At 58.3% G+C, this 26,544-nt stretch carries 25 protein-coding genes; 24 read left to right on the top strand and 1 reads right to left on the bottom strand.

The window, feature by feature from the left end; genetic code table 11:
* Positions 1-123: 123 nt before the first annotated feature.
* The 15 genes from CIC12_RS02465 to CIC12_RS02395 all read left to right on the top strand — a co-directional run bounded on the left by CIC12_RS02465 (position 124) and on the right by CIC12_RS02395 (position 15,946).
* Positions 124-1,341, top strand: coding sequence for a pyridoxal-phosphate-dependent aminotransferase family protein (locus tag CIC12_RS02465; RefSeq protein ID WP_168661836.1), 1,218 nt, complete (start codon positions 124-126; stop codon positions 1,339-1,341).
* Positions 1,342-1,662: 321 nt separating this feature from the next.
* Entirely contained in the window at positions 1,663-2,865 is a 1,203-nt protein-coding gene (locus CIC12_RS02460; protein ID WP_168661834.1) for a porin, read from the top strand.
* Positions 2,866-2,950: 85 nt separating this feature from the next.
* Positions 2,951-3,898: an ABC transporter permease gene (locus CIC12_RS02455; protein ID WP_168661832.1), complete on the top strand. Its 948-nt coding sequence runs from the start codon at positions 2,951-2,953 to the stop codon at positions 3,896-3,898.
* A 4-nt stretch (positions 3,899-3,902) separates the two neighbouring features.
* The gene (locus tag CIC12_RS02450; RefSeq protein ID WP_168661830.1) at positions 3,903-4,802 is read left to right on the top strand and encodes an ABC transporter permease; all 900 of its coding nucleotides are present in this window, start codon (positions 3,903-3,905) and stop codon (positions 4,800-4,802) included.
* 8 nt (positions 4,803-4,810) lie between these two features.
* Positions 4,811-5,869: an ABC transporter ATP-binding protein gene (locus CIC12_RS02445; protein ID WP_238812323.1), complete on the top strand. Its 1,059-nt coding sequence runs from the start codon at positions 4,811-4,813 to the stop codon at positions 5,867-5,869.
* Positions 5,866-6,909 carry an ABC transporter ATP-binding protein gene (locus CIC12_RS02440; RefSeq protein ID WP_168661828.1) on the top strand — a complete coding sequence of 348 codons (1,044 nt, stop codon included), beginning with the start codon at positions 5,866-5,868 and terminating at the stop codon, positions 6,907-6,909. Before CIC12_RS02445 ends, CIC12_RS02440 begins: the two co-directional genes overlap by 4 nt.
* Entirely contained in the window at positions 6,822-7,490 is a 669-nt protein-coding gene (locus tag CIC12_RS02435; protein WP_446727913.1) for a nitroreductase family protein, read from the top strand. Before CIC12_RS02440 ends, CIC12_RS02435 begins: the two co-directional genes overlap by 88 nt.
* 94 nt (positions 7,491-7,584) lie before the next feature.
* Positions 7,585-8,910, top strand: coding sequence for an LLM class flavin-dependent oxidoreductase (locus CIC12_RS02430; RefSeq protein ID WP_238812320.1), 1,326 nt, complete (start codon positions 7,585-7,587; stop codon positions 8,908-8,910).
* A gap of 37 nt (positions 8,911-8,947) precedes the next feature.
* Positions 8,948-10,147, top strand: a complete 1,200-nt coding sequence (locus CIC12_RS02425) for a M24 family metallopeptidase (RefSeq protein WP_168661823.1) — start codon at positions 8,948-8,950, stop codon at positions 10,145-10,147.
* A 48-nt stretch (positions 10,148-10,195) separates the two neighbouring features.
* A complete protein-coding gene (locus CIC12_RS02420) occupies positions 10,196-11,848 on the top strand; it encodes a peptide ABC transporter substrate-binding protein (protein ID WP_168661821.1) in 1,653 nt (550 codons plus the stop codon).
* Positions 11,845-12,408, top strand: coding sequence for a flavin reductase family protein (locus CIC12_RS02415; protein WP_202984857.1), 564 nt, complete (start codon positions 11,845-11,847; stop codon positions 12,406-12,408). Before CIC12_RS02420 ends, CIC12_RS02415 begins: the two co-directional genes overlap by 4 nt.
* A 43-nt stretch (positions 12,409-12,451) precedes the next feature.
* The gene (locus tag CIC12_RS02410; protein ID WP_238812318.1) at positions 12,452-13,378 is read left to right on the top strand and encodes a transporter substrate-binding domain-containing protein; all 927 of its coding nucleotides are present in this window, start codon (positions 12,452-12,454) and stop codon (positions 13,376-13,378) included.
* 11 nt (positions 13,379-13,389) lie between these two features.
* Entirely contained in the window at positions 13,390-14,052 is a 663-nt protein-coding gene (locus CIC12_RS02405; protein WP_168661817.1) for an amino acid ABC transporter permease, read from the top strand.
* Positions 14,049-14,705, top strand: a complete 657-nt coding sequence (gene ehuD, locus CIC12_RS02400; RefSeq protein WP_168661815.1) for an ectoine/hydroxyectoine ABC transporter permease subunit EhuD — start codon at positions 14,049-14,051, stop codon at positions 14,703-14,705. Before CIC12_RS02405 ends, ehuD begins: the two co-directional genes overlap by 4 nt.
* A complete protein-coding gene (locus tag CIC12_RS02395) occupies positions 14,663-15,946 on the top strand; it encodes an alpha-hydroxy acid oxidase (protein ID WP_174771870.1) in 1,284 nt (427 codons plus the stop codon). The genes ehuD and CIC12_RS02395 overlap by 43 nt, the downstream gene beginning before the upstream one ends.
* Here the strand turns inward: CIC12_RS02395 and CIC12_RS02390 are convergent.
* Positions 15,915-16,559, bottom strand: a complete 645-nt coding sequence (locus CIC12_RS02390) for a helix-turn-helix domain-containing protein (RefSeq protein ID WP_168661813.1) — start codon at positions 16,557-16,559, stop codon at positions 15,915-15,917. The two genes, CIC12_RS02395 and CIC12_RS02390, sit on opposite strands and share 32 nt — an antisense overlap.
* A 277-nt stretch (positions 16,560-16,836) precedes the next feature.
* Between CIC12_RS02390 and CIC12_RS02385 the strand changes: the two genes are divergently transcribed.
* From CIC12_RS02385 to CIC12_RS02345, 9 genes are all read left to right on the top strand, one after another.
* Positions 16,837-18,015 (top strand): M24 family metallopeptidase, encoded by a 1,179-nt coding sequence (locus CIC12_RS02385; RefSeq protein ID WP_168661811.1) that lies wholly within the window; start codon positions 16,837-16,839, stop codon positions 18,013-18,015.
* Positions 18,016-18,085: 70 nt separating this feature from the next.
* Positions 18,086-19,420, top strand: coding sequence for an aldehyde dehydrogenase family protein (locus CIC12_RS02380; RefSeq protein ID WP_168661809.1), 1,335 nt, complete (start codon positions 18,086-18,088; stop codon positions 19,418-19,420).
* A 53-nt stretch (positions 19,421-19,473) separates the two neighbouring features.
* A complete protein-coding gene (locus CIC12_RS02375) occupies positions 19,474-19,764 on the top strand; it encodes a (2Fe-2S)-binding protein (RefSeq protein ID WP_168661807.1) in 291 nt (96 codons plus the stop codon).
* Positions 19,761-21,140, top strand: coding sequence for an FAD/NAD(P)-dependent oxidoreductase (locus CIC12_RS02370; protein WP_168661805.1), 1,380 nt, complete (start codon positions 19,761-19,763; stop codon positions 21,138-21,140). The genes CIC12_RS02375 and CIC12_RS02370 overlap by 4 nt, the downstream gene beginning before the upstream one ends.
* A complete protein-coding gene (locus CIC12_RS02365) occupies positions 21,140-22,282 on the top strand; it encodes an NAD(P)/FAD-dependent oxidoreductase (RefSeq protein ID WP_168661803.1) in 1,143 nt (380 codons plus the stop codon). The genes CIC12_RS02370 and CIC12_RS02365 overlap by 1 nt, the downstream gene beginning before the upstream one ends.
* 102 nt (positions 22,283-22,384) lie before the next feature.
* Complete coding sequence (locus CIC12_RS02360; protein WP_168661801.1) at positions 22,385-23,509, top strand: M24 family metallopeptidase; 1,125 nt, start codon at positions 22,385-22,387, stop codon at positions 23,507-23,509.
* 21 nt (positions 23,510-23,530) lie between these two features.
* The gene (locus tag CIC12_RS02355) at positions 23,531-24,187 is read left to right on the top strand and encodes an amino acid ABC transporter permease (RefSeq protein WP_168661798.1); all 657 of its coding nucleotides are present in this window, start codon (positions 23,531-23,533) and stop codon (positions 24,185-24,187) included.
* A gap of 50 nt (positions 24,188-24,237) precedes the next feature.
* Positions 24,238-24,996, top strand: a complete 759-nt coding sequence (locus CIC12_RS02350; RefSeq protein WP_168661796.1) for an amino acid ABC transporter ATP-binding protein — start codon at positions 24,238-24,240, stop codon at positions 24,994-24,996.
* A gap of 98 nt (positions 24,997-25,094) precedes the next feature.
* On the top strand, positions 25,095-25,904 hold the full coding sequence (locus tag CIC12_RS02345; protein ID WP_168661793.1) for a transporter substrate-binding domain-containing protein: 810 nt from the start codon (positions 25,095-25,097) through the stop codon (positions 25,902-25,904).
* The last annotated feature ends 640 nt before the right edge of the window (positions 25,905-26,544 follow it).

The following is a 26,544-nucleotide window of genomic DNA, read 5'->3' as shown; positions in this document are numbered from 1 at the left end:
AGACTTTAGTTCATAATTTGTTGTCACTTCGGGTGTTGCCGGCGTGACCTTGGAACGCTTTTGAATTTCCACCTGCGCGCACTGATTCATAAGGGTCTCAGGGCGCTTTAACGCATCCATCTCATGAATTCATCTTCGTTGCTTGAGGTCGTTCCGTGTCGTGGGCGACAACTTTTTGCCAGTCCGGGTCCGACGAACATGCCTGATAGCGTGCTGAACGCGATAGCGCGAGCCGCGACGGACTTCAACGATCCTTCGTTTCGCGCTGCCTACGCGAACTGTATGAATGGGCTGAAAAGCCTGGTCGGCACTCGTCACCACCTTTTCATGTACACGTCTTCCGGCCATGGGGCATGGGAAGGGACGATGAGCAACCTGATCGCGCGCGACGAAACCGTGTTGATGGTCGAGTCAGGGCTTCATTCCGACGACTGGGCCATCCTGTGTGCGGGTGTGGGGATCAAGGTCGAGCATCTGCGCGCAGACCGGCGCTGTGGCGTGGACGTCGAAAGTTTGCGTGCCACGCTCATCGCGGATCGCGAATTCCGTATCAAGGCAGTCTGTGTCGTGCACAACGAGACTGCAACAGGCGTGATGGTCGCGATTCCCGCACTGCGCAAAGCGATCGACGACTCAGGCCATCCAGCGTTGTTCATTGTCGACGCGGTGTCGTCCATCGGGTGTAGCGAAGTGCGGATGGACAATTGGCGGGTCGACGCCCTGATCGGCAGTTCGCAGAAGGGCCTCATGCAACCTGTAGGTCTTGGTTTCACTGCAGTCAACGAGGCAGCGCTGGCGCGCCATCGCAGCATTGATGCGCCTAAAGGATATTTCAACTGGTCCGTGATGCTGGACCGGGCCCAACGCAGTTTCAGCGGGACAGCACCTAACAATCTTTTATTTGGATTGAGCGAGGCGCTGCGACTGATGCAGGAAGAGGGGTTGAGCAATCTCTACGAGCGGCACCGACGTCTCGCAAGGGGCGTGCGGGCAGCAGTCCGGGCCTGGAGTGGCGACGGTGGTCCGCAGGAATATTGCCTCGACGCCGACCGCGCCTCTGACTCTGTCACGGCCATTTTAATGCCCGAGGGGTGGGACGCGGAGCCTCTGCGCGCGTTGCTCAGGCAGCGCTTTAACGTGCTGCTTGCAAGCGGTCTTGGTGATCTGTTCTCGCGAACGTTCCGGATTGGGCATATGGGCGATCTCAACGAGGCAATGGTGCTTGGCGTGCTGTCCTGTATTGAACTAGGTATGCGCGCGCTTGGTGTGCCGCATTCGCCCGGTGGCGTTGCGGCCGCGCTGGATGCCTTTGCCGCGAACACTCGCCACCAGCGGCGCTGAAACTCCTCTGACGCGAGGGGGGTCACGAAACGACCCTGGCGAACGTGCATCGGGGTATTTAAAAACTTGACAGTCGGAATTTTGGCCCCGTACTGTATGCAACATAATGAACGCCGAGTGAACGATGAGGCGTCAGGAGAGTGGTGGCGATCGAAGTGTGGCCGGAGCAGGTTGAAACAGTTTTCCCGGTGACACGTCATTGGTTGTGAACAGGGCGCGTACGGATCAGGCAAGAACTGCGGCGCGTAATAGGCTGCTGGTGCGAAATAATACGCGCCGGTCAGGATCAATTACACGATAGTAAATTTAGGATCACATAAGATGAAAAAGACCTCGATGTTTCTGGGCCTTCTCGCCGCAAGTGGAGCGATGTCCGCACATGCAGAAAGCAGCATAACGCTATACGGAATCGCTGACGACAGTCTCCAGTACATCAACAATGTCGGTGTCGCACAGAATACGGGCGCTGCCGGGCGCCCAGTGGCGTACAAGAACGAGTCGCGCTTCGGCATGTACAGCGGTGGCTACTCAGGATCGCGTTGGGGCCTTAAAGGCGTCGAGGATCTCGGCGGCGGCACGACTTCGTTCTTCAACCTCGAAAATGGCTTCAGCATTGCGACGGGTGCATTTTCGTCCAGCGGTCTTGCGTTCAGTCGTCAGGCTTTCGTGGGTATTGGAAACACCAGCTATGGCTCGGTGTCTTTCGGGCGCCAGTATGAAGCGATCACAGACCTCGTGCAGGGATATGGACCGATCAGTTACGGCAACTTTTCCGGCACATATGCAGGCGATATCTCGAACTACGATAACTACGCCCGCATCAACAACTCAGTCAAATATCGTTCGCCGACCATCGGTGGCCTGTCCGGCGAAGTGCTTTACGGCCTGGGTGGTGTAGCAGGATCTTTGAATACCGACAGTACGTTGAGCGCCGGTCTTAAGTATGTCGTCGGACGGTGGGGTATCGCGGCCGCGTACCTGCGCATGGACAATAGCAATTCGACCGCAAACACGTGGAATGGATCGGGCGCGGGCAACTTCAACAGTTCGGTCACGGCAGGCTTCGCCGGTGCGCGCCGCGTACAGATCGTCGACGTGGCAAGCCGATACGAGTTGGGTGCTCTGTCGCTTGGCTTGAACTACGGTTACACGCACTACAGCCCATCCGCCGTATCTCTGTTCCGCCGTGCTTTGAGCTTTCAGACGGGTGGTGCCAATGCGCTGTACAAGTTCACACCGGCGTTCGCCGTTGGTGGTGGCTATTCCTACACGATGGGTCAATCGGTGAATGGCAGCGCGAGCCGTCCTCACTACCAGCAGTTCACGCTCTCCAGCACTTACTCGCTGAGCAAGACCACGATGCTGTATACCACCGCCGCGTATCAGCACGCGTCGGGAAATACCTTGGATGCATTCGGCAATGTTGTGAATGCAACGGCATCGATCGGCGATTCGGCTAACGGTAGTTCGTCCGGCTCGTCATCGCAATTCCTGATCCGCGCAGGCATTCGCAAGCTGTTCTAACTCAGTTTCGGTTGCTGTTTGCGGGCCGCTTTTCCGGGCGGCCCGTCTTGTGGCAATTCCATGCATTCGAGCAACGGAGTCGGGGATGGATTCATTTGCGTTGCGACGTCTCGCGCAGTATGCGACGTTGCTGATATTGGTCAGTGTGATCGGATTTGGAGTGCTGCACCTGGCACCTGGCGGACCGATGGCCCAGATGGGCGGCGGTGAAATGAATTCAGACGATATGGCTCGACTCGAGCATCAACTCGGACTAGATCAGCCGCTGCCCGTTCAGTACGCTGAATGGCTCGGTCATATCGCACGTGGTGATTGGGGGCGGTCGTATCGCGATGGTCAGCCGGTACTCTCTGTAATTGGTTCGCATCTTGGCGCAACCCTTGAACTCATGGGTACTGCGTTGCTGGTTGCGATTGTGCTTGGCGGGCTCGTCGGCATTGCTGGCGCGATTTATCGCTATTCGTGGTTTGACATATCGACCACGTTTCTCTCGATGGTGCTTGTTTCCATTCCGACGTTCTGGATCGGCTTCGTCGTCATCTATTTCTTCTCGGTGAAGCTGGGCTGGCTGCCTGCGGGAAATCGTTCGACCATTGGCGAGCACTCATTGCTGGATTTTCTGTGGCATCTGATTGCACCTGCGACGGTACTTGCGATCGTCAACATGGCGAGTTGGAGTCGCTACATCAGAGCTTCGATGCTTGAAGTCATCGAGCAGGACTACATCCGCACTGCCAGAGCGAAAGGGTTGAGCCGCGTGCGGATTCTTTTCGGACACACACTTCGCAATGCACTGCTTCCCATGATCACGATCGCCGGGCTGCATCTGCCGGCATTGCTGGGCGGTGCGCTCGTCGCCGAAACGGTATTTACGTGGCCAGGCATGGGGCGGCTTTTTCTGGACTCGATCAGCTACAGAGATTATCCCGTGATCATGGGCGTGCTGATGTTTGGTGCCGTATTTGTGCTGCTAGGCAATTTTGTGGCCGACGTTCTGTATGGCGTGGTCGATCCGCGAGTTCGTTTGAGGTAGTGATATGTCGGATTATCTCGCATCAGAAGGGGGCGTCGTGCCTACAGTCGCTGTGCCAGAGCGCAGGCGCGCGAGTGCGTTGAGCCGGTTCAGGTCGAATCCATTGGCGATCGGTGCGCTGAGCGTGATCGTGTTGCTTGCGCTTGCTTGCGCATTCGGTCCGATGCTGCTGCCATACACCGATACATTCATTGATCTTCGGAACCGGTTTGCCGCTCCATTCTCGGGGCCGCATTGGCTTGGCACGGACGATCTGGGTCGTGACACGTTGGCGCGCATGCTGATGGCAGGCCGCATTTCGCTGGCGGTGGGCATAGCGGCAATGGGTATGAGTATGGTGGCGGGTGTCGTAATCGGTACTGTCGCCGGTTTTTATCGTGGCGTGATCGGCGTGTTACTCATGCGTTTCGTCGACGCCATGCTGTGTTTCCCAACGATCTTCCTGTTGTTGACGCTGTCGGCGTTCGTGAAACCGGGCGTGACATCGATCATCGTGCTGGTCGCCAGTACATCGTGGATGGAAGTAGCGCGCGTTGTCGAGGCCCAGATTCGCTCGTTACGTAGTCGCGATTTCGCAGTGGCCGCCGAGGCACTCGGTGCGTCGGATACTCGCATCATGTTTGGAGAGTTGCTGCCGAACGCGATGGCACCAATCGTCGTGTCCGCTACTTTGACAGTGGCGCACGCTATCCTTGCTGAGTCGTACATCAGCTTTCTTGGCTATGGTATTCAGCCGCCGACACCCAGTTGGGGGAACATGCTGAACAACGCACAGACGTCGTTGACGACTGCGCCGTGGCTGGCAATCATTCCGGGCGTCATGATTGCGCTTGCCGTCACGAGCTTCAATTTTCTGGGGGATGGTCTCAGAGAAGCGCTTGATCCAAAGCGAGGCCAATCATGAGCGCGCTTATGGAACATAGCAATTCTGTGATGCATGCCGATGAAGTGCTATCCGTCCGCAATCTGCGAGTGTCATTCCGTCGGCAGCATACGAGCGTGCCCGCGGTGCAGGACGTCTCGTTCAGTGTCGCGCGGGGAGAGACGCTCGCTCTCGTCGGTGAGTCGGGTTCAGGGAAGAGTGTGACCAGCCTCGGTATTCTCGGGTTGCTGCCCGACGCAAGACGCTGCGAGGTTCAAGGCGAAGTGTGGCTACGGAGACGGAATGGTCGCGCAGCCAATCTGCTCGCGATGCCGGAGCGTGAATTGCGCGGTGTAAGGGGCGGTGAGGCGGCGATGATCTTTCAGGAGCCCATGACCTCATTCAACCCGGTGAAGACCATCGGCGCGCAGATCGTCGAGGCGATCCTCTGTCATAACAATATTGGCCGCCGCGCAGCACGGACCCGAGCGGCGGAACTGCTAAGTCTTGTTGGCATCGCCGACCCGGTTCGACGCCTGAACGACTATCCCCATCAGATGTCTGGCGGTATGCGCCAGCGCGCGATGATCGCGATGGCGATTTCCTGCGAGCCGTTGCTGTTGATCGCAGACGAACCGACCACCGCGCTCGACGTCACTGTGCAGGCTCAAATCATCGAACTGCTTCGGCGTATCCAGGAGCAGTCCACGATGGCAATGGTGTTCATTACGCACAATCTTGGCGTAGTCGGCGAGATTGCCGATCGCGTGATGGTGATGTATAGCGGTCGCGTCACCGAAGAAGCGCCAACAGCGACGCTCTTTGGCAATCCGCGTATGCCGTACACGTCGGGTCTACTTAAATCCATGCCGAGCCTTGCCGCTGTCGGGTCCGGTGGCATGAGTGCGTTGCCGGCGATCGCGGGGAACGTGCCCGATCCTCTTTCTCCTCCACCAGGATGCGCGTTCGCACCGCGTTGCGAGTTTCATCAGGCTAGCCGCTGCGACCTCGCCATACCCGCTATCGAAAGCTGCGGGACCGCCCACAAGGTGCGCTGTGTCCGGTGGCGCGAGATCGAAGCACCTTCACGGCAAGGCCCCATGTCATGAAAAGCACTCCCTTACTCGAAGTGCAGGATCTGAAAAAATGGTATGCGACAGATGGGCGCTTCTTTTCACGCGGACGGCAATATGTCAAAGCCGTCGATGGCGTGACGTTCGAAGTGTTCGATGGTGAGGTGCTCGGACTCGTTGGCGAATCGGGCTCGGGCAAGTCGACCATCGGCCAGACGGTCCTACGCCTGACATCCGCAAGCAGCGGTGCGATACGTTTCGACGGCCAGGACATTACATCGCTGCCGAGACGCGCCCTTCGTGCCGTGCGCGAGCGGATGCAACTCATTTTCCAGGACCCTTATGCTTCGCTGAATCCACGAAAAAGCGTACAGGAAACTTTGCTGGCACCGCTCAAGATTCATCGCCTGAAGCTGACGCGCGAAGAGCGGGATGCGCGTGTTGCCGAGGCTCTGCGTGTTGTCGGACTTCGACCAGAGCATGCGCACCGGTATCCGCATGAATTCTCCGGCGGGCAAAGGCAGCGCGTCGTGATTGCACGTGCCCTGATGACGCGCCCAAAGCTGCTGGTGGCTGACGAACCGGTGTCGGCGCTCGACGTTTCAATCCAGGCACAGGTCATCAATCTGCTCGCAAGTCTGAAGCAGAAGCTGGGGCTCTCGATCCTCTTCATATCGCACGACCTTGCGGTCGTCGGACATCTGTCTGATCGCGTCGCGGTGATGTACCTCGGTCGACTCGTCGAGATCGCGCCCACAGCGGCGCTGTTCGGCCAGCCACGGCACCCGTACACCGAAGCACTGCTTTCGGCAATTCCCGAAGTAGACGGGGCGACGCGCCGTGAGCGGATTGTATTGACTGGAGAAGTGCCGAGTCCGCGCAATCCGCCGTCAGGCTGTGCGTTCCGTACGCGCTGCCGGTATGCGCTGCCGGCTTGCGCAATCGAGACACCTCAACTGCGGGTCGTGTCGCCACTTCATTTCAAGGCATGTATTCGGGACGATCTCGAACTGCAACCCGCGACAGAACAGATATCTACCGCAAAAAGAACGTTCGCTCAGGAGGGCGAGGTATGACCCGTGAATCCAGTTTTCCGATAGACGACGCCATTCTCGCGCGCTGGTCGCCGCGAGCTTTCGACCGACGTGCGATTACCCCGGCGCAATTGATGCATCTGTTCGAAGCGGCTCGCTGGGCTCCGTCCTGCTACAACTCGCAACCCTGGCGATTCATTTACGCGGTACGCGAAGGCAACGACTGGGAAAAGCTGCTGAGTGTCCTCGATCCCTTCAATCGGGACTGGGCGCAGCATGCCGGAGCGTTGGTCGTTGTCGCGGCGAAACGAACGATGACGACAAAGCCCGGCCAATCACCTGTTCTCTCGCCAAGTTATGCATTCGATGCGGGAGCGGCCTGCTCGATGCTCGCACTCGAGGCCACTCGCCAGGGATTGCATACGCATGTCATGGCAGGCATTTCACGCGAGAGAGCGGTCCACCTGCTACGCGTACCGCACGATTGCGAAGTTCTGGTCGCAATCGCAATAGGCGGTATTGGCGACCCCGCCTCGCTGCCCGATGGGCTACGCGTGCGCGAATTGCCGAGCGGGCGCCAGGCACTGGAACAGATTGCATTCGAAGGCGAATTCGCCGGTTGATTGTTGCGAGTGGAATTGATGCGAGAACAACGTGTTTCGTAACGGGCGCGTTAGGCAATTCGGTATAAGGAAGCGGAAAATGAATGGGCGACAAATGAAACTCGGCATGTCGATCTGGCGACATGGCTATCACGTAGCGGCCTGGAGGCTTCCAGAAGTACCCGCTGACAGCATGATGAACGTCCGTCGCTTTATCGATGTGGCACGGGCGGCGGAACGCGGCAAGTTCGATCTCGTCTTCATGGCGGATGTGCTGGGTTCGCATTACATCGAAGACGAAGACCGTTCAAAGACGCGTGGTCATACTGTCGTCAAGAATGATCCTTTGCAGATTCTTGCAGCCATTGCGGTCTCGACATCGAACATCGGTCTGGTCTCGACGATCTCGACGACTTACGCGCACCCTTATACGGCGGCGCGCGCTTTCGCGACGCTCGACCAGATCAGCGGCGGTCGCGCCGGCTGGAACATCGTGACTTCTTACAATATGGAAGAAGCACGCAATTTCGGCTTGTCTGCGCCCGCTGACACGGCGACACGTTATGAGCGAGCGTTCGAATTCATCGAAGTCGCCAAAGGGCTCTGGGACAGCTGGGAAGACGACGCATTCCCGGTTGATAAGGAGCGAGGCATCTATGTCGACCGCTCGAAGCTTCATGTACTCAAACACACGGGCAAGCATTTTTCGGTTCGCGGTCCGCTCGATGTGCCGCGTTCGCCGCAAGGTCAACCCGTGCTGATTACGGCAGGTGACTCGGATTCGGCAAAAGAGCTGGCGGGCCGCTACGCCAGCATTGCTTACGCAGGTCAGCCACAACTGCATCTCGCAGCGGCCTATTACCGGGCTGTCAAGGAACGGGCGGTTGCCAACGGCCGATCTGCTGACGACGTCAAGGTGCTGCCGGGCATCATGGCTTACGTTGGGCGAACCGAAGCAGAGGCGCGCGCAAAGATGGAAAAGGCGCAGGATCTTGTCCTTCCTGAAGTCGGGCTTGCGATGCTCAAACCATTTTTCGGCGATCTGTCGGCGTATGACATCAACGATCCGATGCCGCTCGATGTCGAAACGCTTTCGTCTAACTGGAACAAGAGCGACTTCAGCAAGATGTTGATCGAACGGGCCCGCGACGAAAAGCTCACCATTCGCGACATGTACCGCATTCTGGCGGTGGGAGAGGACTGGCATATCTCGATGGCCGGCACACCGGAGCAGATCGTGGATCGGATGGAGGAGTGGTTCTTCGGCGGCGCGGCGGATGGCTTCAATGTTCAGCCACCCGACACTCCGGGGGGAGTCGATGATTTCGTCGATCTCGTCGTGCCCGAGTTGCAGCGTCGTGGTTTGTTCCGCAAGGAATACGAAGGCACCACGTTACGCGACAGTCTGGGGATTGCTCGCCCGAAACACCCCGCAGCCTGAGCTTCACCGGACCACTATGTGTCCTGGGGGTGCGGTATTGAGCATCGCGCCTTCTTCAACCCATTCAACTCACCGATTCGCTATGTCCAAGCTGTTTTTCGAACCTGCGGAGTTTGCTGACCGGCAAAGCCGGGTGCGTGCCGCGATGCAACGGAAGTCGCTCGATGCGCTGATTGTCATTTCGCCGATCAACATCAATTATCTCGTTGGTGCGGCCGCGAAGGCGTATCAGGTGTTCCAGTGCCTGATCTTCACCTTGGAGGAAAAACCGCTCACGCTCATGTTGAGATTGGGCGACGTTGCCGAAATGCTCGACCTGAGCCTGGCCGAAGACGTTCGTGGCTGGGGCGGTAGGCGCTACGAGGATCCCATTGAAGTCTTCCGTCGCATCATGGCCGAAAAGGGTCTGCTGAAGGCTCGCATCGGTATCGAGATGCCCGCTTACTACCTGAGCGTTCACAACTACCTGAAGCTCAAGGATGTGCTGGCCGACGCCACGGTGAGCGACGAGACGATGCTGGTCGAGCGGCTCAAATATGTGAAATCGCCAGCCGAAATCGAGTACATCCGCGAAGCGGCACGGATCGCCGATGTCGGCATTCAATCGATTCGCTCCATTCTGAAGGCGGGCTTGACCGAACGCGAGGTTGCTGCTGAAGCACATCGCGCAATGATGGCAGCGGGCGGTGACAGCCCAGCGAGTCCTATGAATTTCGTGTCGGGAGAACGAACCTGCTATGCGCATGGTTTGCCAACCGACCGCGTTCTGCAACGCGGCGATTTCATGCATATCGAATTCGGCGGTCAGTATCGTCGCTATTGCTCCACGATCGCACGCCATTTCAGTATCGATGAGCCATCCGAGCGGGCGAGGTCGGTACATCAGGCAACTTTCGACGCCTGCCAGGCTGCAATTTCCACCATGCGCCACGGGGCACTCGCCGAAGACGTGCATCGCGCCGCAGTGGGCGTGCTACGCGATGCGGAACTCGAACCCTACAACCTGCACACCACGGGTTATGGCATTGCGCCAGGGTTTCCGCCGTCTTGGGGTGAATCGGTCAACCTGTTCGATCAAAGTCAGGATGTGCTGGCCGCGGGCATGGTGCTGTCCGTTGAGCCACCGGTTTTCATTCACGCGGAGCGGCTGGGCGCGCGTCTGATCGACTGCGTGCTGATTCATGACGATCATGCCGAAGTGCTGTCGAAATGCCCCGCAGACCTCATCGTGGTCTGACGATTTAGAAACTCGTAACTCTATGCCTCCAACGTGAACGAGACCAACATGGCTGCAATCAAGAACCCGAAGCGCCGCGCCGTGATCAAGGCCGCAGGAAGGCTGCTTGCCGCGACGGCCGCGCCTGCCTTATTAGGCGCGAATCCGGCATTTGCTGCGCCACCTGCACGACCGACAGGTCAGGTCGTGATCGGCATTACAAATGAGCCGACTGTATTCAATCCGTTGATGCTAGGTCTATCGGTCGATCAGGGCGTCTGGTGGAATCTCTTCGATCCTCTCTGGGGCATCGATCCGGCGGGCGGCTTGATTCCGAAGCTTGCCCGTGAAGTGCCGACGGTCGAGAATGGTGGTCTGTCCGCAGATGGTTTGACGTATCGTGTCCGTTTGCGCGATGACGTGAAATGGCACGACGGCACACCGTTTACTGCCGCTGATGTGAAGTACACCATTGAACTGTTGTCAGATCCGAAGTTTCGCGCACCGAGTCGCGACGGGCATGAACTCGTCACCGACATTCGTGTCGTCAATGATCATGAGATCAGTTGGAGAATGAGCAAGCCGTTCGCGCCATATCTGTCGATACTGTCGTGGACGTTCATGGTGCCCAAGCACGTGCTTGGCAAAAGCAGCGATCCCAACACGGCGCCTTTCAACAGCGCGCCTGTCGGCACTGGACCGTTTCGATGGCAGGAGCGTCGCGCAGGCGATTACGTGATCGTTTCCGCTAATCCTGCCTATTACGGCGGCGCGCCGTACCTGGAAAGATTGATCTTCAAGTACATTCCAGATCTGTCAGTTCTTTATACCCAGTTCCGCGCAGGGCAGATCGATTATCTGGGTACGCTTGGAATTACCCCCGATCACTATCAGGAAGCGAAGTCGCTACCGGGGCGCACGATTCATGTAATCCCCGCTGCCGGTATCGAGAACGTTACGCTCAATGTTGGGCATCCAGCGTTGGCCGAGAAAGCGGTGCGGCATGCGTTGTATATGGGAATGGACAAGCAGTCGATCATCGACGCCTTCTATCTCGGTCTTCCCAAGCCAGTCGAATCGTATCTGCCGGTAGGAAACTGGGCTTATGACCCTAACCTGCCCAAACACGAATTTTCTCCTGACAAGGCCAATCGTCTGCTGGACGATGCAGGCTGGAAGCGTGGTGCGGACGGTATTCGCGTGAAAAATGGCGTACGCCTGGCCTTTGCCAACTCGACCCCAACGGGCAATCAGACGCGGGAGCAAACGCAACAGTATCTCGCGCAAAGCTGGGCGAAGATCGGCGTGTCGCTGTCGATCAACAACATGCCGGGCGCCGTGATGTGGGGCAAGTTCTGGCAGCAGTCGCAGTTCGACAGCTTTCTTACCTATACCGATTGCACGGTCGCCTCTGATCCTGACGTGCGCCATCGATTCGGTAGCGGTGCGATTCCCGCGAAAGGCGGCGTGGGATCGAACATTTATCAATTCCAGAATCAGATGGTGGACCACCTTGTCGAAGACGGTGTGCATAGCTCCGAGCAGAGTCAGCGCAAGGCCGATTACTGGAAAGTGCAGGAAATCATGCGTGATCAACTGGTGATGTTGCCGCTCTTTCAGATCGTGCAACTCGAAGGCACCAAGTCGAACCTGAAGGGCTTCCAGCCTAACGTCAATGTGCGGTCGAACGCCTGGAATGCGGCACGGTGGTACTGGGCATGAATACGAACGCGTTATCGCAGCAGGCACCACGAATTGCGCCTGCAACGCTACAGATGCAAGTCGATCCAATGTTGTTCAAATCCGGTATGAGGCAGTTGGCCGCCGGCGTATGCGCAGTGACGACACATCACGACAGCGAGCCGCATGGATTGCTCGTTACGGCCGTCAGTTCTGTATCGGCCGAGCCTGCTCCGAGTTTGCTCATTTGCGTGAATCGATCTTCTTCGACGCATGAAAGGATCATCAATGCCGGTTGCTTTTGCGTCAATTTGCTGGGCGAGCACGATGTAGAACTGGCTCGCCAGTTCATGTCGAGCGACCGACGGTCACGTTTTGCGGGTGTGGATTGGGAAACCGGCATAACGGGTGCGCCGATCCTCACGCAGGCAATCGTGAGTTTCGATTGCGAACTGGAGCAGGCGATCGAAGCAGACAGTCACACGATCTGCATTGGCCGGGTGCGTGACGTTCGCGTGCGCGGCGAATCCGGACAACCACTTCTCTATTTCGGTTCGAATTTCGCGGTGGTTCGCCCACACGGAACATCGACGTCCGCCTAGTCTTCCTCGTCCGATCCAATTAATTTTTATGCACAGACCGATTATGTCCACAGGCATGCACTCCAGTCTTTTCGGCGCAGCAACGCCCCCAGCATTGTTTCGCAAACTTCGCAAGTATCTGCGACCCGCAGCCACCCTGGCGATATTCGGCATTGTAATGGCCGGAGCTACGGCGCACGCAGAAACGATCAGTGAACGCATCAAACGTGGCGAGCCGATCCGTCAGGCGGTCGCTAACGATTCTCCATTTGGCTACAGCGGCCCCGATGGCAAAGTGATCGGTATTGAAGTCGAACTCGTCGAGCGCATTCTGCACGACATGGGAGCGAAGGTGGAAGTCACGTCAACCACATTCGGAGCCCTGATTCCAGGCATTCAGGCTGGACGTTTCGATATCGCTTCGGATGGTATATACATTCGCCCGGAACGTTGCCGGGTCGCCGACTTCAGTACACCCGACTTCATGATCGGAGCTGGCGCGTTTGTGCGTAAAGGCAACAACAGCATCCACGCCAATACAATGGAAGCGCTTGCGCGTGATCATGCATTGCGGTTCGGTAAGCTGACTGGCGGCCAGGAAGACAAGGCGTTTGCCGTCGCAGGGGGCGATACGAGTCAGATTGCGAACTTCACGGATCGCGTGTCGCTGACCGCCGCCGTGAAGAGTAACCGTATCGATGTAGGTCTGTTATCGGCGTTGGGTGCAGCGGCAGCTGTCGCGAACGATGACGGGTTGCAACTGATCACGCCGCTTAAACCGCCGATGCAGAATGGCAAACCTTTCGTGTACTACGCAGGCTTTGGATTCCCCAAGAACGATCTAGCTTTCGAGGCCGAGTTCAACTCTCGTCTGAAGGCAATTATTCAATCTCCCGACTATGTAAAACTGCTGGCTAAATACCACGTGCCTGCAGATGTGGTGCCTTCGACTGATGTCGATGTCGCCGCGCTGTGCAATGGTCAGCCCTGATTGCAACGCCGATGAATGAACTCTGGGCACAGCGCGGCGTATTGATTGCCGCGACAGCGACGACCTGGGAAATCTTCACGCTGGCTACCTTGCTCGCACTGGTCATTTCGTTTGTGGCAGGCATCGCCAGCGTCGCATCGAATCAGGTTATCCGGCGTATTGCATTGGTTTATGGCGAGGCGTTTCGCGGTATTTCGCTAGTTGTCCAGTTGTTCTGGATTTTCTTCGTGCTGCCGTTCTTCGGCGTGACTGTGTCAGCGGTGCAGGCTGCTGTATTGGGGTTGGCGTTGTGTTTCGGCGCGTATGGTGCTGAAACGATTCGGGCCGGTTTGTTGGCCATTCCCAGAGGCCAGCAGCAAGCCGCGCAGGCGCTCGGGCTGACGCGCTTTCAGTCTTTCCTGAGCGTCGAACTTCCCCAGGCCATGCCGACATTCTTGCCGCCACTCGGCAATCTGCTGATTCTCATACTCAAGAGTACTTCGGTAACGGCGCTCGTGACGGTTCCAGAGCTTTCGTTCGTGTCCAATGCGTTGAGTGCTAATCTCGGCGTTAGCCTTGCTGTTTTTGCTTACGTGCTAGCCGTGTATTACTTCACTGCGCAACTCATTCTCGGTGCGACCGGATGGCTTGAAAGACGCGTGCGGGTCGGTGGCAAAGCGGGATACCGACAATGAAATTCGACTGGCATTTCGCGTGGCAGATCATGCCGCAGCTATTGAAAGGCGCATGGATCACGCTGTCCGTTACGATTCTATCTTTTGGTGTGGCGCTGATCGGCGGCGCGGTGCTCCTCGCGATTCTTCTTCTTGCACCGACATGGGTCAGCGAGCCGCTGCGACGGTGTGTCGACGTGGTTCGCAGCACGCCTTTACTGGTGCAGATATTTTTCCTTTTCTACATGTTGCCGGAATGGGGTGTCAGGCTCGGACCGTACGAAACAGGCATATTTGCATTGGGATTGCACTACAGTTGCTATCTGTCAGACGCTTATCGCGCGGCGCTTTTCTCCGTAACACGCAGTCAGTGGTCTGCGGGATCTGCGCTCGGCCTGACTGGCTGGCAAACCCTTCGTTACGTCGTGTTCCCACAAATGGGCCCGATCTTCGTTCCTATTGCCGGAAGCCTGCTCGTGTACATGTTCAAGGACACGCCGATTCTCGCAGCCATTACTGTGCGCGAGATGATGCAGGTGGCCTCGCAGATCGGTGCTGATAATTTCCGCTACATGGAACCGCTTACGCTGGTCGGTGGCTTGTTCCTCGCGATGAGTCTATTGGTATCGCGATGCATGAGGCTTATCGAACGTCGAACGACATTCTGGCGATGAGTCAGCGCGTGACCGTTTCTGTGCCGAAGCGTCTACGAAACGTACTATGCCTCGACGACTTTGAAGCACACGCTGCGCGACTTCTTCCTCGCGCCATCTACACCTATCTTTGCGAGGCCGTCGAGCGACGCCACTCTGCTGCTGATAACCGGGCGTCGATCAAGGACCATCTGCTGTTGCCCCGAGTGCTGCAAGATGTGTCACACCGGGATTCGTCAGTCGAGCTATTCGGCGAGCGCTATGCTCAGCCATTCGGGATCGCTCCCATGGGGCTGGCAGCGTTGAGCGCTTTTCGCGGTGATGTGATCCTTGCGCAATCTGCTGCAGAGGCGGGCATTGTCTCGGTCATGAGTGGTGCGTCTCTCATACCGATGGAAACTGTCGCGAATGCCGCGCCGCGCACGTGGTTTCAAGCTTATCTGCCGGTCGATTCCGCGCGGGTGGACCGCTATCTGGCAAGAGTCGAGGAAGCCGGTTTCCGTGTTCTGGTGTTGACGGTCGATATGCCTGTCGCCGCAAGTCCGGAGAACATGCGGCGTGGCGGCTTTTCTGCGCCACTCGAGTGGAGCCCCACGCTCATTGCCGACGGAATGACCCATCCTCGCTGGTTACTTGGCACATTATTGCGGACATTGGCCGCGCAAGGCATGCCGTGTTTCGAAAATTCTTTCGCCGAGCCTCGCTGCTCTCCTGAAGGCAATGATCAGGTGTTTCCGAGGATACCGCTGGTTTCCCGCAAGACGCGACTCCGCTTCGCAGCCAGGGATGCGTTGACCTGGCGCGACGTCCACCATGTGCGTTCTCGCTGGAGTGGACCGCTCGTCGTAAAAGGGATTCTTGGCCCGCAAGACGCAGTGCTTGCACGGGAAGGCGGGGCGGATGCGATCGTGCTTTCAAACCATGGTGGTCGCCGGCTTGATTCCGCAGTTTCGGCGCTCCGGCAACTCGAGACGGTCGTGGATGCGCTCGATGGCTTCCCGGTGCTCATAGACGGCGGATTCCGACGCGGTACTGATGTGCTCAAAGCGCTCTGTCTTGGCGCTCGGATGGTGCTGGTCGGTCGTCCGTTCAACTATGCGCTCGCCACGGCCGGAGCCTGCGGCGTGCGTCATGCGATCGATCTGCTGGCAACCGAGGTCGATCGCGACCTCGCGTTGCTTGGCGTCGGCAGTTGTACCGGGCTGACGCGTGAACGGATCGTGCGCCGCTTTACATGTGGATCGGGCGGAATGACGTCATGATCCATAGCACGACGGTGTCGTGATCCGTCTCGTTGTAGATGCCGTGAGCGCAATTGCCTTCGAACTGAAAACTGTCTCCCGGATAGAGCACGGATTTGCGCCCTTCGATCGACAGAGAGAGTTCCCCTTCCATCACAAGCCCGCCTTTCTGGCCTGGTGCAACCACCACCTCTTCATTGCTCGCGTGAGGAGGCATGCGGATGATCATGAACTGCATCCCCTCGGAACCCGACGGCGAGAGCAATTCCTTGTAAAGCGGTGCGGCTCCGACGTTGAACTTCGGACGGTCGGCAAGGCGTCGAATGGCGTGCTCATCCCGTGGCGCAGGCGCGCGGCTGGCAGGCTTGCTCTGCGCCGGAGAGGCTCCCTCGAGGAAAGCACTTAACGGTACGTCGAGCGCGATCCGCAATTTGTCGAGGATCTTGAGCGAGGGATTGGCGCGATCCCGTTCAATCTGGCTGATCATGCCGGCCGACACGCCGGCCTTCAGGGCCAGTCCATTGACGGATAAGCCTTGTGCTTTCCTGAAGGCTTGCAATGTTGCTCCGACATTCGGGCGCGCCGGATTGCCGCGGGAGTCTTTCGGCTCCGTCGCCACAGTGGTGTTTGGCATGAGTGTTCAAATTCAATCGACTTTCAATATTGTGTACGAACGCCGCCTGGTACTGCCGGTTGGCGCGCGGACGATCGCCGCTGCCCGATATTCTACACAGGCGCCGCACATAACGGGCGTTGTCGTATTACACCATGATCAGAACATTCGGGAAACACGCTTGACACCTCGAATTTTGGATGTTTAAAGTGTATAAAATATTGAACGATACGCTTCAAAGTTCAGTTTGCGGTGCTGTGAGCCCCCGTCGGCTAACCTTCATAGGATCCTGTCTCTCATGTATTTCGAAATCGACGAATATAAGAACCGTGTTGCCGCGACGCGCGAGCAGATGGCGCGCGACAACCTCGATCTGCTCATGCTCTACGGTCAAGAGGCCGTGTGCTGGCTGTCGGGTTTCTATACACATGGCCATTTCGCCTATATCTGTCTCGGTTTGCCACGTGAAGGCGAGCCGTTCCTGATTTTGCGGAAGATGGAAGAGCAGGCGGCCGACGCGACTACGTGGGTCGAATCGCGATACATCTATAACGATCACGAAGATCCCATCGAATTCACCCGGCGCGCCGTGGTCGACGCCGGTTTCGACAAATCCCGTATCGGGATCGACAAACATTCGTGGTATCTGACGCTCGAGCGCTTCGAACGACTTTCTGCCGCATTGCCTGACGCAACGTTTGTCGGCGAAGGCCGGATGATGGAAAAGCTGCGGATCATCAAGTCGCCGGCCGAGCTCGCACTTCTGCGCGTGGCGGGTCGTTCCGTCGATTCCGCGATGCAGGCAGCCATTTGCACGACAGAGCCGGATACGAGCGAGCGCCAGATCGCCTCCGCGATGGCATCCGCACGCATCCTGGCGGGCAGCGATCTGCCGATCGACGGTGTGCTCACGACGGGTCCCCGCACGCTGCAAGGGCATGGGCCGTGGACCGATCGCGTGATTCGTGCGGGTGAGCCGTTCTACTATGAATTCCATGGCATTCGCTCGCATTACTGGGCGCGTTCGCTGCGTAGTGGTGTGCTGGGCACGGCTTCAGCGCGTCAGCGTGAACTGGCGGATCTGTTGATCCGCTCGCAGGATGCAGCGATTGCACTCATGAAGCCGGGCATGGACGCGCGCGAGGTGGACTCAGCATGTCGTGAGCCGATTCTTGCGGCTGGTGTGCAGGACCGCGAAACCTATCGTCGCCGGATTGGTTATTGCCTGGGTATGAACTTCCGGCCCACGCCTGGCGAGATGATTCTCGAATTCACGCCGGATGCCAACTTCAAGCTCGCACCCGGCATGGTCTTCCTGATGCTGGTGATGGCCGAGGGCGTCGGCATTGGCGATACGGTAGCGGTGACAGAAAACGGTGTCGAATTCCTGACCCGTTTGCCGCGAGTTTTCTTTGACGACACTGAACGTGCACGACTGGTGGCCGACGTAGCCGCCCATGCAAACCATGCGAAATAACCGACAGTACATGGCAGGCATGTGGCGGGAGAGCGCTTCTGTTCACGAACAGAAAGATGTTTTCCGCCAGATGCCATTTTCGATCACGCATCTATCCAGCCCGGACGATGTCGAGACGGCCTTGCAGGCCGCTCATGTCGGCGCGAGCGCGATGGAAGCCGCTCCTGCGCATCAGCGTGCGAGTTGGCTGCGACTGGCCGCCGACGCTCTTGCCGCGCGGCGCGATGAGCTTGCCGCCATGCTGGTCGCCGAATCGGGCAAGCCGCTCATGCTATGCCATAGCGAGATTGCCCGTTCCATCGAGACTCTGCGATTTTCTGCCGACGAAGCGACGCGCATGGCGGGCAGCGTTCTGCCGATGGATGCAAGCGAACGGGGTGAAGGACGCTTCGGATTCTACGTGCGTGTGCCGATGGGTGTGGTCGCCGCAATCACGCCGTTCAACGCGCCGCTGAACCTGCTGGCGCACAAGGTTGGACCGGCGCTAGCCGCTGGCAATGCTGTCATTGCCAAACCAGATCCACGCGCCGCGTCCTGCGCGACGGTGCTCTTCGAGGCCTTCGAGGAAATCGGCCTGCCCGCCGGTGCGCTGAATCTTGTGCATGGTGGACGGGAAGTCGGTGAACGGCTGGTGAATGATCCGCGTGTCAATCTGATTTCATTTACCGGCAGCAAACAGGCCGCGTTCAACATCGTCCGGCAGGCGGGGTTGAAACGCGTGCAATTCGAGCTCGGCGGAAACGCAGGCAACATCGTTTGCGAGGACGCGGATCTGGATCTCGCGGCGAACGAACTTGCCGTGCACGCGTTCGGTCATGCTGGTCAGAGTTGTATTGGTGTTCAGCGTATCCATGTGGTCGATGCCGTCTATCCGATGTTTATCAAGAAGTTCATCGATCAGGTTCGCGCACTCAAGGTAGGCGATCCCGCCTTGCCGGATACGCAAGTGGGTCCGCTGATCGACGAGGCGACGAGCGAACGTCTTGCTGGATGGATTCGCGATGCAGTCAACGCGGGCGCGACGCTCCTGACCGGTGGTGAACGTGACGGCGCGATGTTGACACCCGCCGTTCTGATCGATGTGGATAAGCGTCTGCCGATCGTGTGCGAGGAAGTCTTTGGACCGATCGTGACGGTCGAGCGAGTCGCGAATCTCGAGGCGGCCATCGAATCAGTAAACGATTCGGTTTATGGCTTGCAAGCTGGTGTATTCACCAGATCGATCCATGCGGCTCTCGACTGCGTGCGTCAGTTGAAAGTTGGAGGAGTGGTAATAAACGGCACGTCCAACTATCGCGTGGATCATCAGCCGTACGGCGGCGTGAAGCAGAGCGGCATTGGACGGGAAGGCCCGGCGTTCGCCATCGAGGCGATGACGGAGCTTCGTATGGCAGTGATGCAGTAGTCGAACGCGGGAGCGCTGGAAATGGTAATGGGGATATTTCAGGGGATTCGGTCATGAGTGGTTTTGTCCGTCTGGATGAACGGCAACGCGCTCCGGTCAATCTGACCGTAGATGGAAATCGCATCACTGCGCTCGAAGGCGATACGTTGCTGGTCGCTTTGCGGGTCAATGGCCGCGCGCTCCGGCAGTCGGAGTTCGGTGACGGACCTCGGGCAGGTTTCTGCCTCATGGGCGCATGCCAGGACTGCTGGGTGACGTTGGGCGACGGTCGCCGTGTGCGTGCTTGCACGACAGTGGCGCAAGACGATATGGAAGTGCTGACGCGTTGGCCGGAGGCGCTATGAGCGAGAGCTCACGAGTTGTCGTGGTAGGGGCGGGGCCGGCGGGCGTGCGTGCTGCTGCCGCGCTGGTGGCCGCAGGATTGCGCCCGGTGGTGATCGACGAAGCGTCGCGTAGCGGTGGTCAGATCTATCGACGTCAACCTGCCGGTTTCCAGCGGTCTGCGGCGACGCTCTACGGTGCGGAGGCCGACAAGGCCGTGGCTGTGCATAGCGCGTTCGACGCGCTGGTCGGGAAAATCGACTATCGACCGGATACGCTTGTCTGGAATGTCTACGATGGCGTTCTGCACACCATGTGCGGACAGCGCGCCGAATCGGTCCAGTTCGATTCGCTCATCATCGCGGTGGGCGCGACGGACCGACTGCTTCCTCTGGATGGATGGACCCTGCCGGGCGTCTACAGTCTTGGCGCCTCGCAAATCGCGCTCAAGGCACAGGCGTGTTCGATCGGCTCCCGCGTGGTTTTCGTCGGCACGGGGCCACTCCTTTATCTGGTGGCTCATCAGTATGTCAAGGCCGGTGCGCACGTCGCTGCCGTGCTCGATACGACGCCGTTGTCGACGCGGATCAAGGCGCTGCCCGAACTCGTCTCGCGTCCCGGCACGTTGCTAAAAGGCATGCGTTACATGATGGCGTTGCGACGCGCCGGTGTGCGCCTCGAAGCCGGCGTTACCCCTTTGCGTGTCGAAGGCAAGCACGCGGTCAGGGGTGTCACGGTGGAACTTGCGGACGGCAAGCGCGAACAGTTCACCTGCGACGCTGTCGGGTTGGGCTACCACCTACGCTCTGAAGTTCAGTTAGCCGATCTTGCGCGCTGCCGCTTCGCGTTTGACAACCCGACGCGCCAGTGGCTGCCAGAGGTCGATGAAGACGGTCGTACCAGCGTGCGTGGTGTTTATGTCGCGGGTGATGGTGCACGTACGTTGGGTGCCGATGCCGCCGAGATCAGCGGCGAACTGGCGGCACACGCCGCGCTCAAGGACCTCGGCCATACCATCCCGGCCGCGCGCGTTGCAGACCTTCAGCGTGCACAGCGTACACAAAGGCGTTTTGCCATTGGTATCGCTCACGCATTTCCACTGCCAGTCAGGCAGCTTGAGAAACTGCCCGACCATACGCTGCTATGTCGTTGCGAGTCGATTACGGCAGGCGAATTACGCCGTGCGGTCAAGGAGCTGGGCGCACCGGAGGTCAACCGCGCCAAAGCTCTCACACGAGTGGGGATGGGGCGTTGTCAGGGACGCTATTGCGGTCTCGCGAGCGCGGAACTGGTATCGGCCACACTCGGTGTGCCGCTTGAGCAAGCGGGCCGCCTGAGAGCGCAGGCGCCGATCAAGCCGTTGCCGATTGACGCAGAGTCGACGGAGGATAAGGTCTGATGGAACGCGCAGCTGATGTTGTGATTGTGGGTGGCGGTCTGATGGGCGCGTCTGCGGCATTCTTTCTGCGGCAGCGCAATCGCTCGGTGATTTTGCTGGAGCGCGGACTGGTCGGCCAGCAGGCGAGCGGAGTCAATTTTGGTAATGTGCGTGGCTCCAATCGCGCGCTATATCAACTTCCGCTTGTCAATCGTTCCCGTGCAATCTGGGAACGCTTGCCCGAGCTACTTGGTGAGAGTTGCGAATTTTTGCCAACGGGGCGCGTGATCGTCGCGTTCAACGAGGAGCGTCTCCAGATCCTCGAGAAATACACCAAAGACTCTGCGCCTTATGGCCTGAATATGAAGATGGTGCCGCGCGATCAGTTGCGTTCGCGCTTCACCTTCCTGTCTGATCGTCCAATTGGTGCGGCGTTTGCACCGCTCGACGGGCACGCCAATCCACGGCTGACCGCACCTGCGTTCGGCCGCGCGGCAACGCGGGCCGGCGCGCATGTTTACGAGAATGTGGAAGTCGAGACGATCGAGAAAGTGGGCGAGGATTTTGTCATCAGCGCCGGCAGCAAAGGGACGTTTCGTGCGCCAGTCGTGCTCGTCACTGCAGGCGCCTGGGCCAATGCTTTTTCCTCGGGCTTTGGCGAAAGCGTGGATCTGATTCCGCGCGGCCCTCAGATGTCGGTCACGGAACCTGTTCCGTACCGGATCGGTCCGGCAATCGGTATCTCGACCAGCGACCCCATGCAGGGCATTTACGTGCGCCAGGTAGAGCGCGGCAATATCGTGATCGGCGGTGGCCCGCGCGGGCCGGCGTACGCCGATTTGCGCCGTGCCTATGTGATTCCCGAACACACGCTGAATCAGGTCAGACAGCTAAAGGCGCTTGTTCCGATGACGCGCCCTCTCAACATCATTCGGGTTTGGAGCGGGATAGAGAGCTATCTCCCGGACGAAACGCCGATCATGGGTCCGAGTAGCCGTGTCCCGGGTCTGTTCTACGCGTTTGGTTTTTGCGGTGAAGGCTTCCAGCTCGGACCGGGGGTTGGCGACGTCATGGCTGAACTCATCGATACGGGCAAATCTTCCACACCAATCGAGCCATTTCATATTTCGCGCTTTTTCCGCGACAAAGTGGCCGTAGCTTGACCGTAGTGAGTGCATGGGTAAGCCAACCCATTGACAGGTTCTTTTAGGCTTTTAACTATGGCAGGGTAGGAAACCTCCCTGCATCAGGCGACGACAGATATCATGAATTTTCCAAAAGAAGAATACGACGAGCGGATTGCACGGGTGCGCGCGGAAATGAGCAGTCGCGGCATGGACATGCTGCTGCTGTTCGGTCAGGAAGCGATCAACTGGACTTCGGGTTTCTATACGCCGGCTCACTTTGCGTATGCCGCCTTCGGTCTGCCGCTCGAAGGCGAGCCATTCCTCGTAATTCGCTACCTCGAGGAAAAAGCCGCCCGGGTGACCACCTGGGTCGAAGATATCCAGACCTACTGGGATCACGAAGACCCGATCGAAGCAACGCGCCGCGCTGTGGAGAGCCGAGGCTTGTCGAAGGCGCGCATCGCGCTCGATAAACAGGCCTGGTATCTCACTGCCGACCGCTACGATCGCTTGAAAGCCGCTTTGCCTTCGGCGACGCTGCTTGACGAAGAACGGTTGATCGATCTGCTGCGCATTCGCAAATCGCCACTCGAACTCGACTGCATGCGTGCATCGGCACGTATCGTCGAAGCCGCGCTTCAGGGTGCGATCGAAGCGACCAGAGAAGGCGTGACCGAACGCGATGTGGCGGCCGCTATGGCTTTTGCCCGCCTGAAGGCCGGTAGCGATCTTCCCGTGGATGGCGTGCTGACGACAGGTGAACGCACGCTCGAAGGACATGGCCCGTGGACCGACCGCGTGTTGCGCCGGGGCGATGCGCTCCACTACGAATTTCACGGCATCAAGAACCACTACTGGACACGCATTCTGCGCACCGGTGTGCTCGGCGAGCCCACTGACGACCAATGGCGCACTGCAAACACGATTCTCGCGGCACAGGATATCGGCCTCGGCATGATGAAGGCTGGTGCGTCCGCAATTGCGATCGATGCCGCCATGCGTGCGCCCATGCTCGAAGCTGGTTTGAAGCAGCGTCACGCCTACACCAACCGTCTTGGTTACGGGCTAGGTCTGAACTTCCGGCCGAGTCCAGGTGAGTTCATTCGCGAGTTCACACCGTCATGCGATTTCGAACTCGAGGAAGGGATGGTGTTTCACATGATCATGGCGGCTAATGGTCTGGGGTATAGCGATACCGTTGTTGTTACGCGTGACGGCATCGAGTTCATCACGAAATTCCCGCGCGAATTTCTGGTTCTGTAGTGTTGTTGGCAAGGGGGCGGTATGCACTATCAATTTGACTGGAAGGTCGTGATGGATCCAGCTGCATGGCTCCATGCTTTGGCTATCACATTGGGTTACGCGGCGGGCACCATCGTGGTGGGCATGGCGATCGGTGTCGTGTGCGGTTCATTGCTGCTCTCGCGGCGCTGGTGGCTTCGCGCGCCCGCTGCCGGTTATGTGCAATTTTTCCGGTGCACGCCCTCCATGGTGCAGATCATCTGGTTTTACTATGCGCTGCCGATTCTGACCGGCTTCAGTCTCTCGTCCTGGGTTGCGGCCGGTCTGGGTCTTACGCTGTACATGGGCGCGTTCTGCTCCGAGATTTTTCGCGCCGGCATCATTTCGATTGAACGCGGGCAATGGAACGCGGCGAGAGCGCTTGGGATGAGTCATCTGCGGTTGATGCGACACGTCATTCTTCCTCAAGCCATGCGCCGGATGGTTCCGCCCTTTGTCAATCAGTGTGTATTGCAACTGAAGAATACGTCCTTGCTTTACGTGGTGGCGGTTCCCGATCTGATGTACACCGGTTACGAGATGACGTCGCAGACATACCGGCCACTGGAGGTCTACACGTTCGTCGCAATCGTCTACCTCGTGATTCTTTTTCCGGTCACGATGTTGAGCAAGAGACTCGAAATGAAGGTGCAGCGATGACTTCCTTTGTATCTGACAAACCCGTGGCGCAGCCTGAACCAGTATCGCCGATGATCCAGCTCACTGGCATCGAAAAGCGTTATGGCAATTTCACGGCCCTGCATCGTGTCTCGCTCGATGTGATGCAAGGTGAAGTACGCGTGTTGATCGGGCCGAGTGGATGTGGCAAATCAACCTTGTTGCGCAGTATCAACCTGCTCGAACATCCAGACGGTGGCACGGTGCGTGTCGGCGATGACAGCATCCAGTTCGGTCCGCGTACGAAGCTGCCGCGAGCGAAAGTCCTTGAGCGGTTTCGCGCAGGCGTTGGCATGGTGTTTCAGCAATTCGACCTGTTTCCACACATGACAGCGCTTGAGAACGTCATGTCGGGGCCGCGCTTCGTCAAAAACACTCCGCTTGCGCAGGCGCGTGAATTTGCACTGACGATGCTCGCCAAAGTCGGCATGGTCGAACGTGCGGGCCAACTGCCCTCTCAGCTGTCGGGAGGGCAGCAACAGCGTGTCGCGATTGCGCGGGCGCTAGCCATGCAACCGAAGGTGATTCTGTTCGACGAAGCGACGTCGGCGCTCGACCCTGAACTCGTTCAGGAAGTGCTGTCCGTCATGAAAGCGCTGGCACGCGAAGGCGCAACGATGGTGATCGTCACGCACGAAATGCGCTTTGCGCGGGATGTCGCCGATCGCGTGTCATTCATGGATTCAGGCCGCATCGTCGAAGAAGGCACGCCTGCTGAAGTGATTGGCCATCCAGGCGAGGAGCGGACAAAGGCGTTTCTCAGCCATTTTCGGGCACTGGCTGCTGCATGAAGTCCGCAGTCTCTAACGAGCAATCGTTCCAACTAGAGGTACGAAGTATGTTTTTCTCATCGCAAGCTGTGAGGGTTGCGCGTCATTGCATTCTGGTCATGTCGATGGCGCTCGGCGCGATTGCCTCCGCGCATGCAGCAGACTCGACGTGGCAGGACGTCAGCGATCGCGGAACAGTGAGAGTCGGTGTTATTCCCGCAAGACAATGCTATTACTGGCAGCAGCCCGGTAGCACGGATTGGAAGGGCTTTCCTGTCGCGATCAGCCGCGATGCGGTCGACGCGCTTGGTCAAGCTATGGGCAAAAAACTGAAAATCGACTGGGTCACGACGAGTTGGGGTACGTCCATTCTTGACGTGCAGTCAGGAAAGATCGACATGTTCATCGGACTTGCCGAGACACCGCAGCGCAAACAGGCCGTTTATATGTTTGGCCCGCTCTGGACTCTGCCTGATGTTGCGGTTGGGCGTAAAGGTTTCAATATCGACCCGACATGGGCAAGCCTCGACAAGCCCTCAACTCGTGTAGCCGTCGCAATGGGGACGACTTCGGAGCAGGCCGCCAGGAAATATGTGCCGCATGCGCAGATTCGCTCGCTCAAGAATTCAAACGATGCGATTCTCGATGTCCAGTCCGATAAATCCGATGTGACATTGACGACGGCGATTGCGGGTTTGGCCGCGATGCAGGCTAACCAGAATCTGGCCAATATGGTCGTGCCGCGGCCGTTGAGCGCGATTCCGGCCGATGGCGTGACACGTCGTGATGGGGACGGGAAGTTTTATCAGTTCTTGCAGAACTGGGCGAAGAAATACCATGCTCAGGGCGATTCGAAAAAGCGGGTGCTCGAAGCGTTGAGCGAGTGCGGGTTGGATCCCGGGCGGTTGCCACCGGATATGCAATTCTGATTTCGTTTTAGCGCTGTTCGTCAAGCTAAGGTTTGAAGCAGGCAGTGTCGGCTACGGACACGCCGCCATTCATGGCTGGTGAGACTGCGGGCCGCGTTGAACGGTTCAGCCGCGCTGGCGCCGTGCAGCCGGATGCCGGCGAACGGGTTGGCCAGCACATAGCGCTGCTCGATCAGCCACCGGAACATCACCCGCAATACTGACAGCGCGTAGGTGATGGAATGTGCCGACAGGCTTCGCGCGAACGAACGCTATGCAGACAGGGTCCGCGATCAGGGCGGCCCGCACTGCGGACTGCGACTCAGTTTGAAAAATTGAGCCGCGGCTTCACTACGTCAGCGAACTCACACTTTCGACCCACTGCGGACCTACGCCCTGTCGGGAATCAATGACCGCTCGCGGAGTGGCTGCACGTTCAGTCCCTCCCGTGCAGTTGACTGCTCGCCTTCATCAACGAGGTGGGCGGGGCGGATCAAATTAGCGGTTAGGTCGGGGAATACCTGTCGTTGCTCTTGAATATTTCGCCCGGCTTCCAGACCACCGTCCCGTCAGGTCCGTCACGTTTCAGTGAAGCGCTTTGGGTTAATTGGTCCAGGTCTGGCATTAGCTCCCGGTTCCGCTGCCCTTGATCAGGGGTGAC

The organism is Paraburkholderia sp. SG-MS1, from assembly GCF_012275575.1.
In the GTDB taxonomy this organism is placed as follows: domain Bacteria; phylum Pseudomonadota; class Gammaproteobacteria; order Burkholderiales; family Burkholderiaceae; genus Paraburkholderia.
This window is presented reverse-complemented; position numbering and strand designations above follow the sequence as displayed.

Coding starts and splice junctions, on each gene's coding strand:
- CIC12_RS02465 (WP_168661836.1), top strand. CDS start 124: ATGAATTCATCTTCGTTGCTTGAGGTCGTTCCGTGTCGTGGGCGACAA.
- CIC12_RS02460 (WP_168661834.1), top strand. CDS start 1,663: ATGAAAAAGACCTCGATGTTTCTGGGCCTTCTCGCCGCAAGTGGAGCG.
- CIC12_RS02455 (WP_168661832.1), top strand. CDS start 2,951: ATGGATTCATTTGCGTTGCGACGTCTCGCGCAGTATGCGACGTTGCTG.
- CIC12_RS02450 (WP_168661830.1), top strand. CDS start 3,903: ATGTCGGATTATCTCGCATCAGAAGGGGGCGTCGTGCCTACAGTCGCT.
- CIC12_RS02445 (WP_238812323.1), top strand. CDS start 4,811: ATGGAACATAGCAATTCTGTGATGCATGCCGATGAAGTGCTATCCGTC.
- CIC12_RS02440 (WP_168661828.1), top strand. CDS start 5,866: ATGAAAAGCACTCCCTTACTCGAAGTGCAGGATCTGAAAAAATGGTAT.
- CIC12_RS02435 (WP_446727913.1), top strand. CDS start 6,822: ATGTATTCGGGACGATCTCGAACTGCAACCCGCGACAGAACAGATATC.
- CIC12_RS02430 (WP_238812320.1), top strand. CDS start 7,585: ATGAAACTCGGCATGTCGATCTGGCGACATGGCTATCACGTAGCGGCC.
- CIC12_RS02420 (WP_168661821.1), top strand. CDS start 10,196: ATGGCTGCAATCAAGAACCCGAAGCGCCGCGCCGTGATCAAGGCCGCA.
- CIC12_RS02415 (WP_202984857.1), top strand. CDS start 11,845: ATGAATACGAACGCGTTATCGCAGCAGGCACCACGAATTGCGCCTGCA.
- CIC12_RS02410 (WP_238812318.1), top strand. CDS start 12,452: ATGTCCACAGGCATGCACTCCAGTCTTTTCGGCGCAGCAACGCCCCCA.
- CIC12_RS02405 (WP_168661817.1), top strand. CDS start 13,390: ATGAATGAACTCTGGGCACAGCGCGGCGTATTGATTGCCGCGACAGCG.
- ehuD (WP_168661815.1), top strand. CDS start 14,049: ATGAAATTCGACTGGCATTTCGCGTGGCAGATCATGCCGCAGCTATTG.
- CIC12_RS02395 (WP_174771870.1), top strand. CDS start 14,663: ATGCATGAGGCTTATCGAACGTCGAACGACATTCTGGCGATGAGTCAG.
- CIC12_RS02390 (WP_168661813.1), bottom strand. CDS start 16,559: ATGCCAAACACCACTGTGGCGACGGAGCCGAAAGACTCCCGCGGCAAT.
- CIC12_RS02385 (WP_168661811.1), top strand. CDS start 16,837: ATGTATTTCGAAATCGACGAATATAAGAACCGTGTTGCCGCGACGCGC.
- CIC12_RS02380 (WP_168661809.1), top strand. CDS start 18,086: ATGCCATTTTCGATCACGCATCTATCCAGCCCGGACGATGTCGAGACG.
- CIC12_RS02375 (WP_168661807.1), top strand. CDS start 19,474: ATGAGTGGTTTTGTCCGTCTGGATGAACGGCAACGCGCTCCGGTCAAT.
- CIC12_RS02370 (WP_168661805.1), top strand. CDS start 19,761: ATGAGCGAGAGCTCACGAGTTGTCGTGGTAGGGGCGGGGCCGGCGGGC.
- CIC12_RS02365 (WP_168661803.1), top strand. CDS start 21,140: ATGGAACGCGCAGCTGATGTTGTGATTGTGGGTGGCGGTCTGATGGGC.
- CIC12_RS02360 (WP_168661801.1), top strand. CDS start 22,385: ATGAATTTTCCAAAAGAAGAATACGACGAGCGGATTGCACGGGTGCGC.
- CIC12_RS02355 (WP_168661798.1), top strand. CDS start 23,531: ATGCACTATCAATTTGACTGGAAGGTCGTGATGGATCCAGCTGCATGG.
- CIC12_RS02350 (WP_168661796.1), top strand. CDS start 24,238: ATGATCCAGCTCACTGGCATCGAAAAGCGTTATGGCAATTTCACGGCC.
- CIC12_RS02345 (WP_168661793.1), top strand. CDS start 25,095: ATGTCGATGGCGCTCGGCGCGATTGCCTCCGCGCATGCAGCAGACTCG.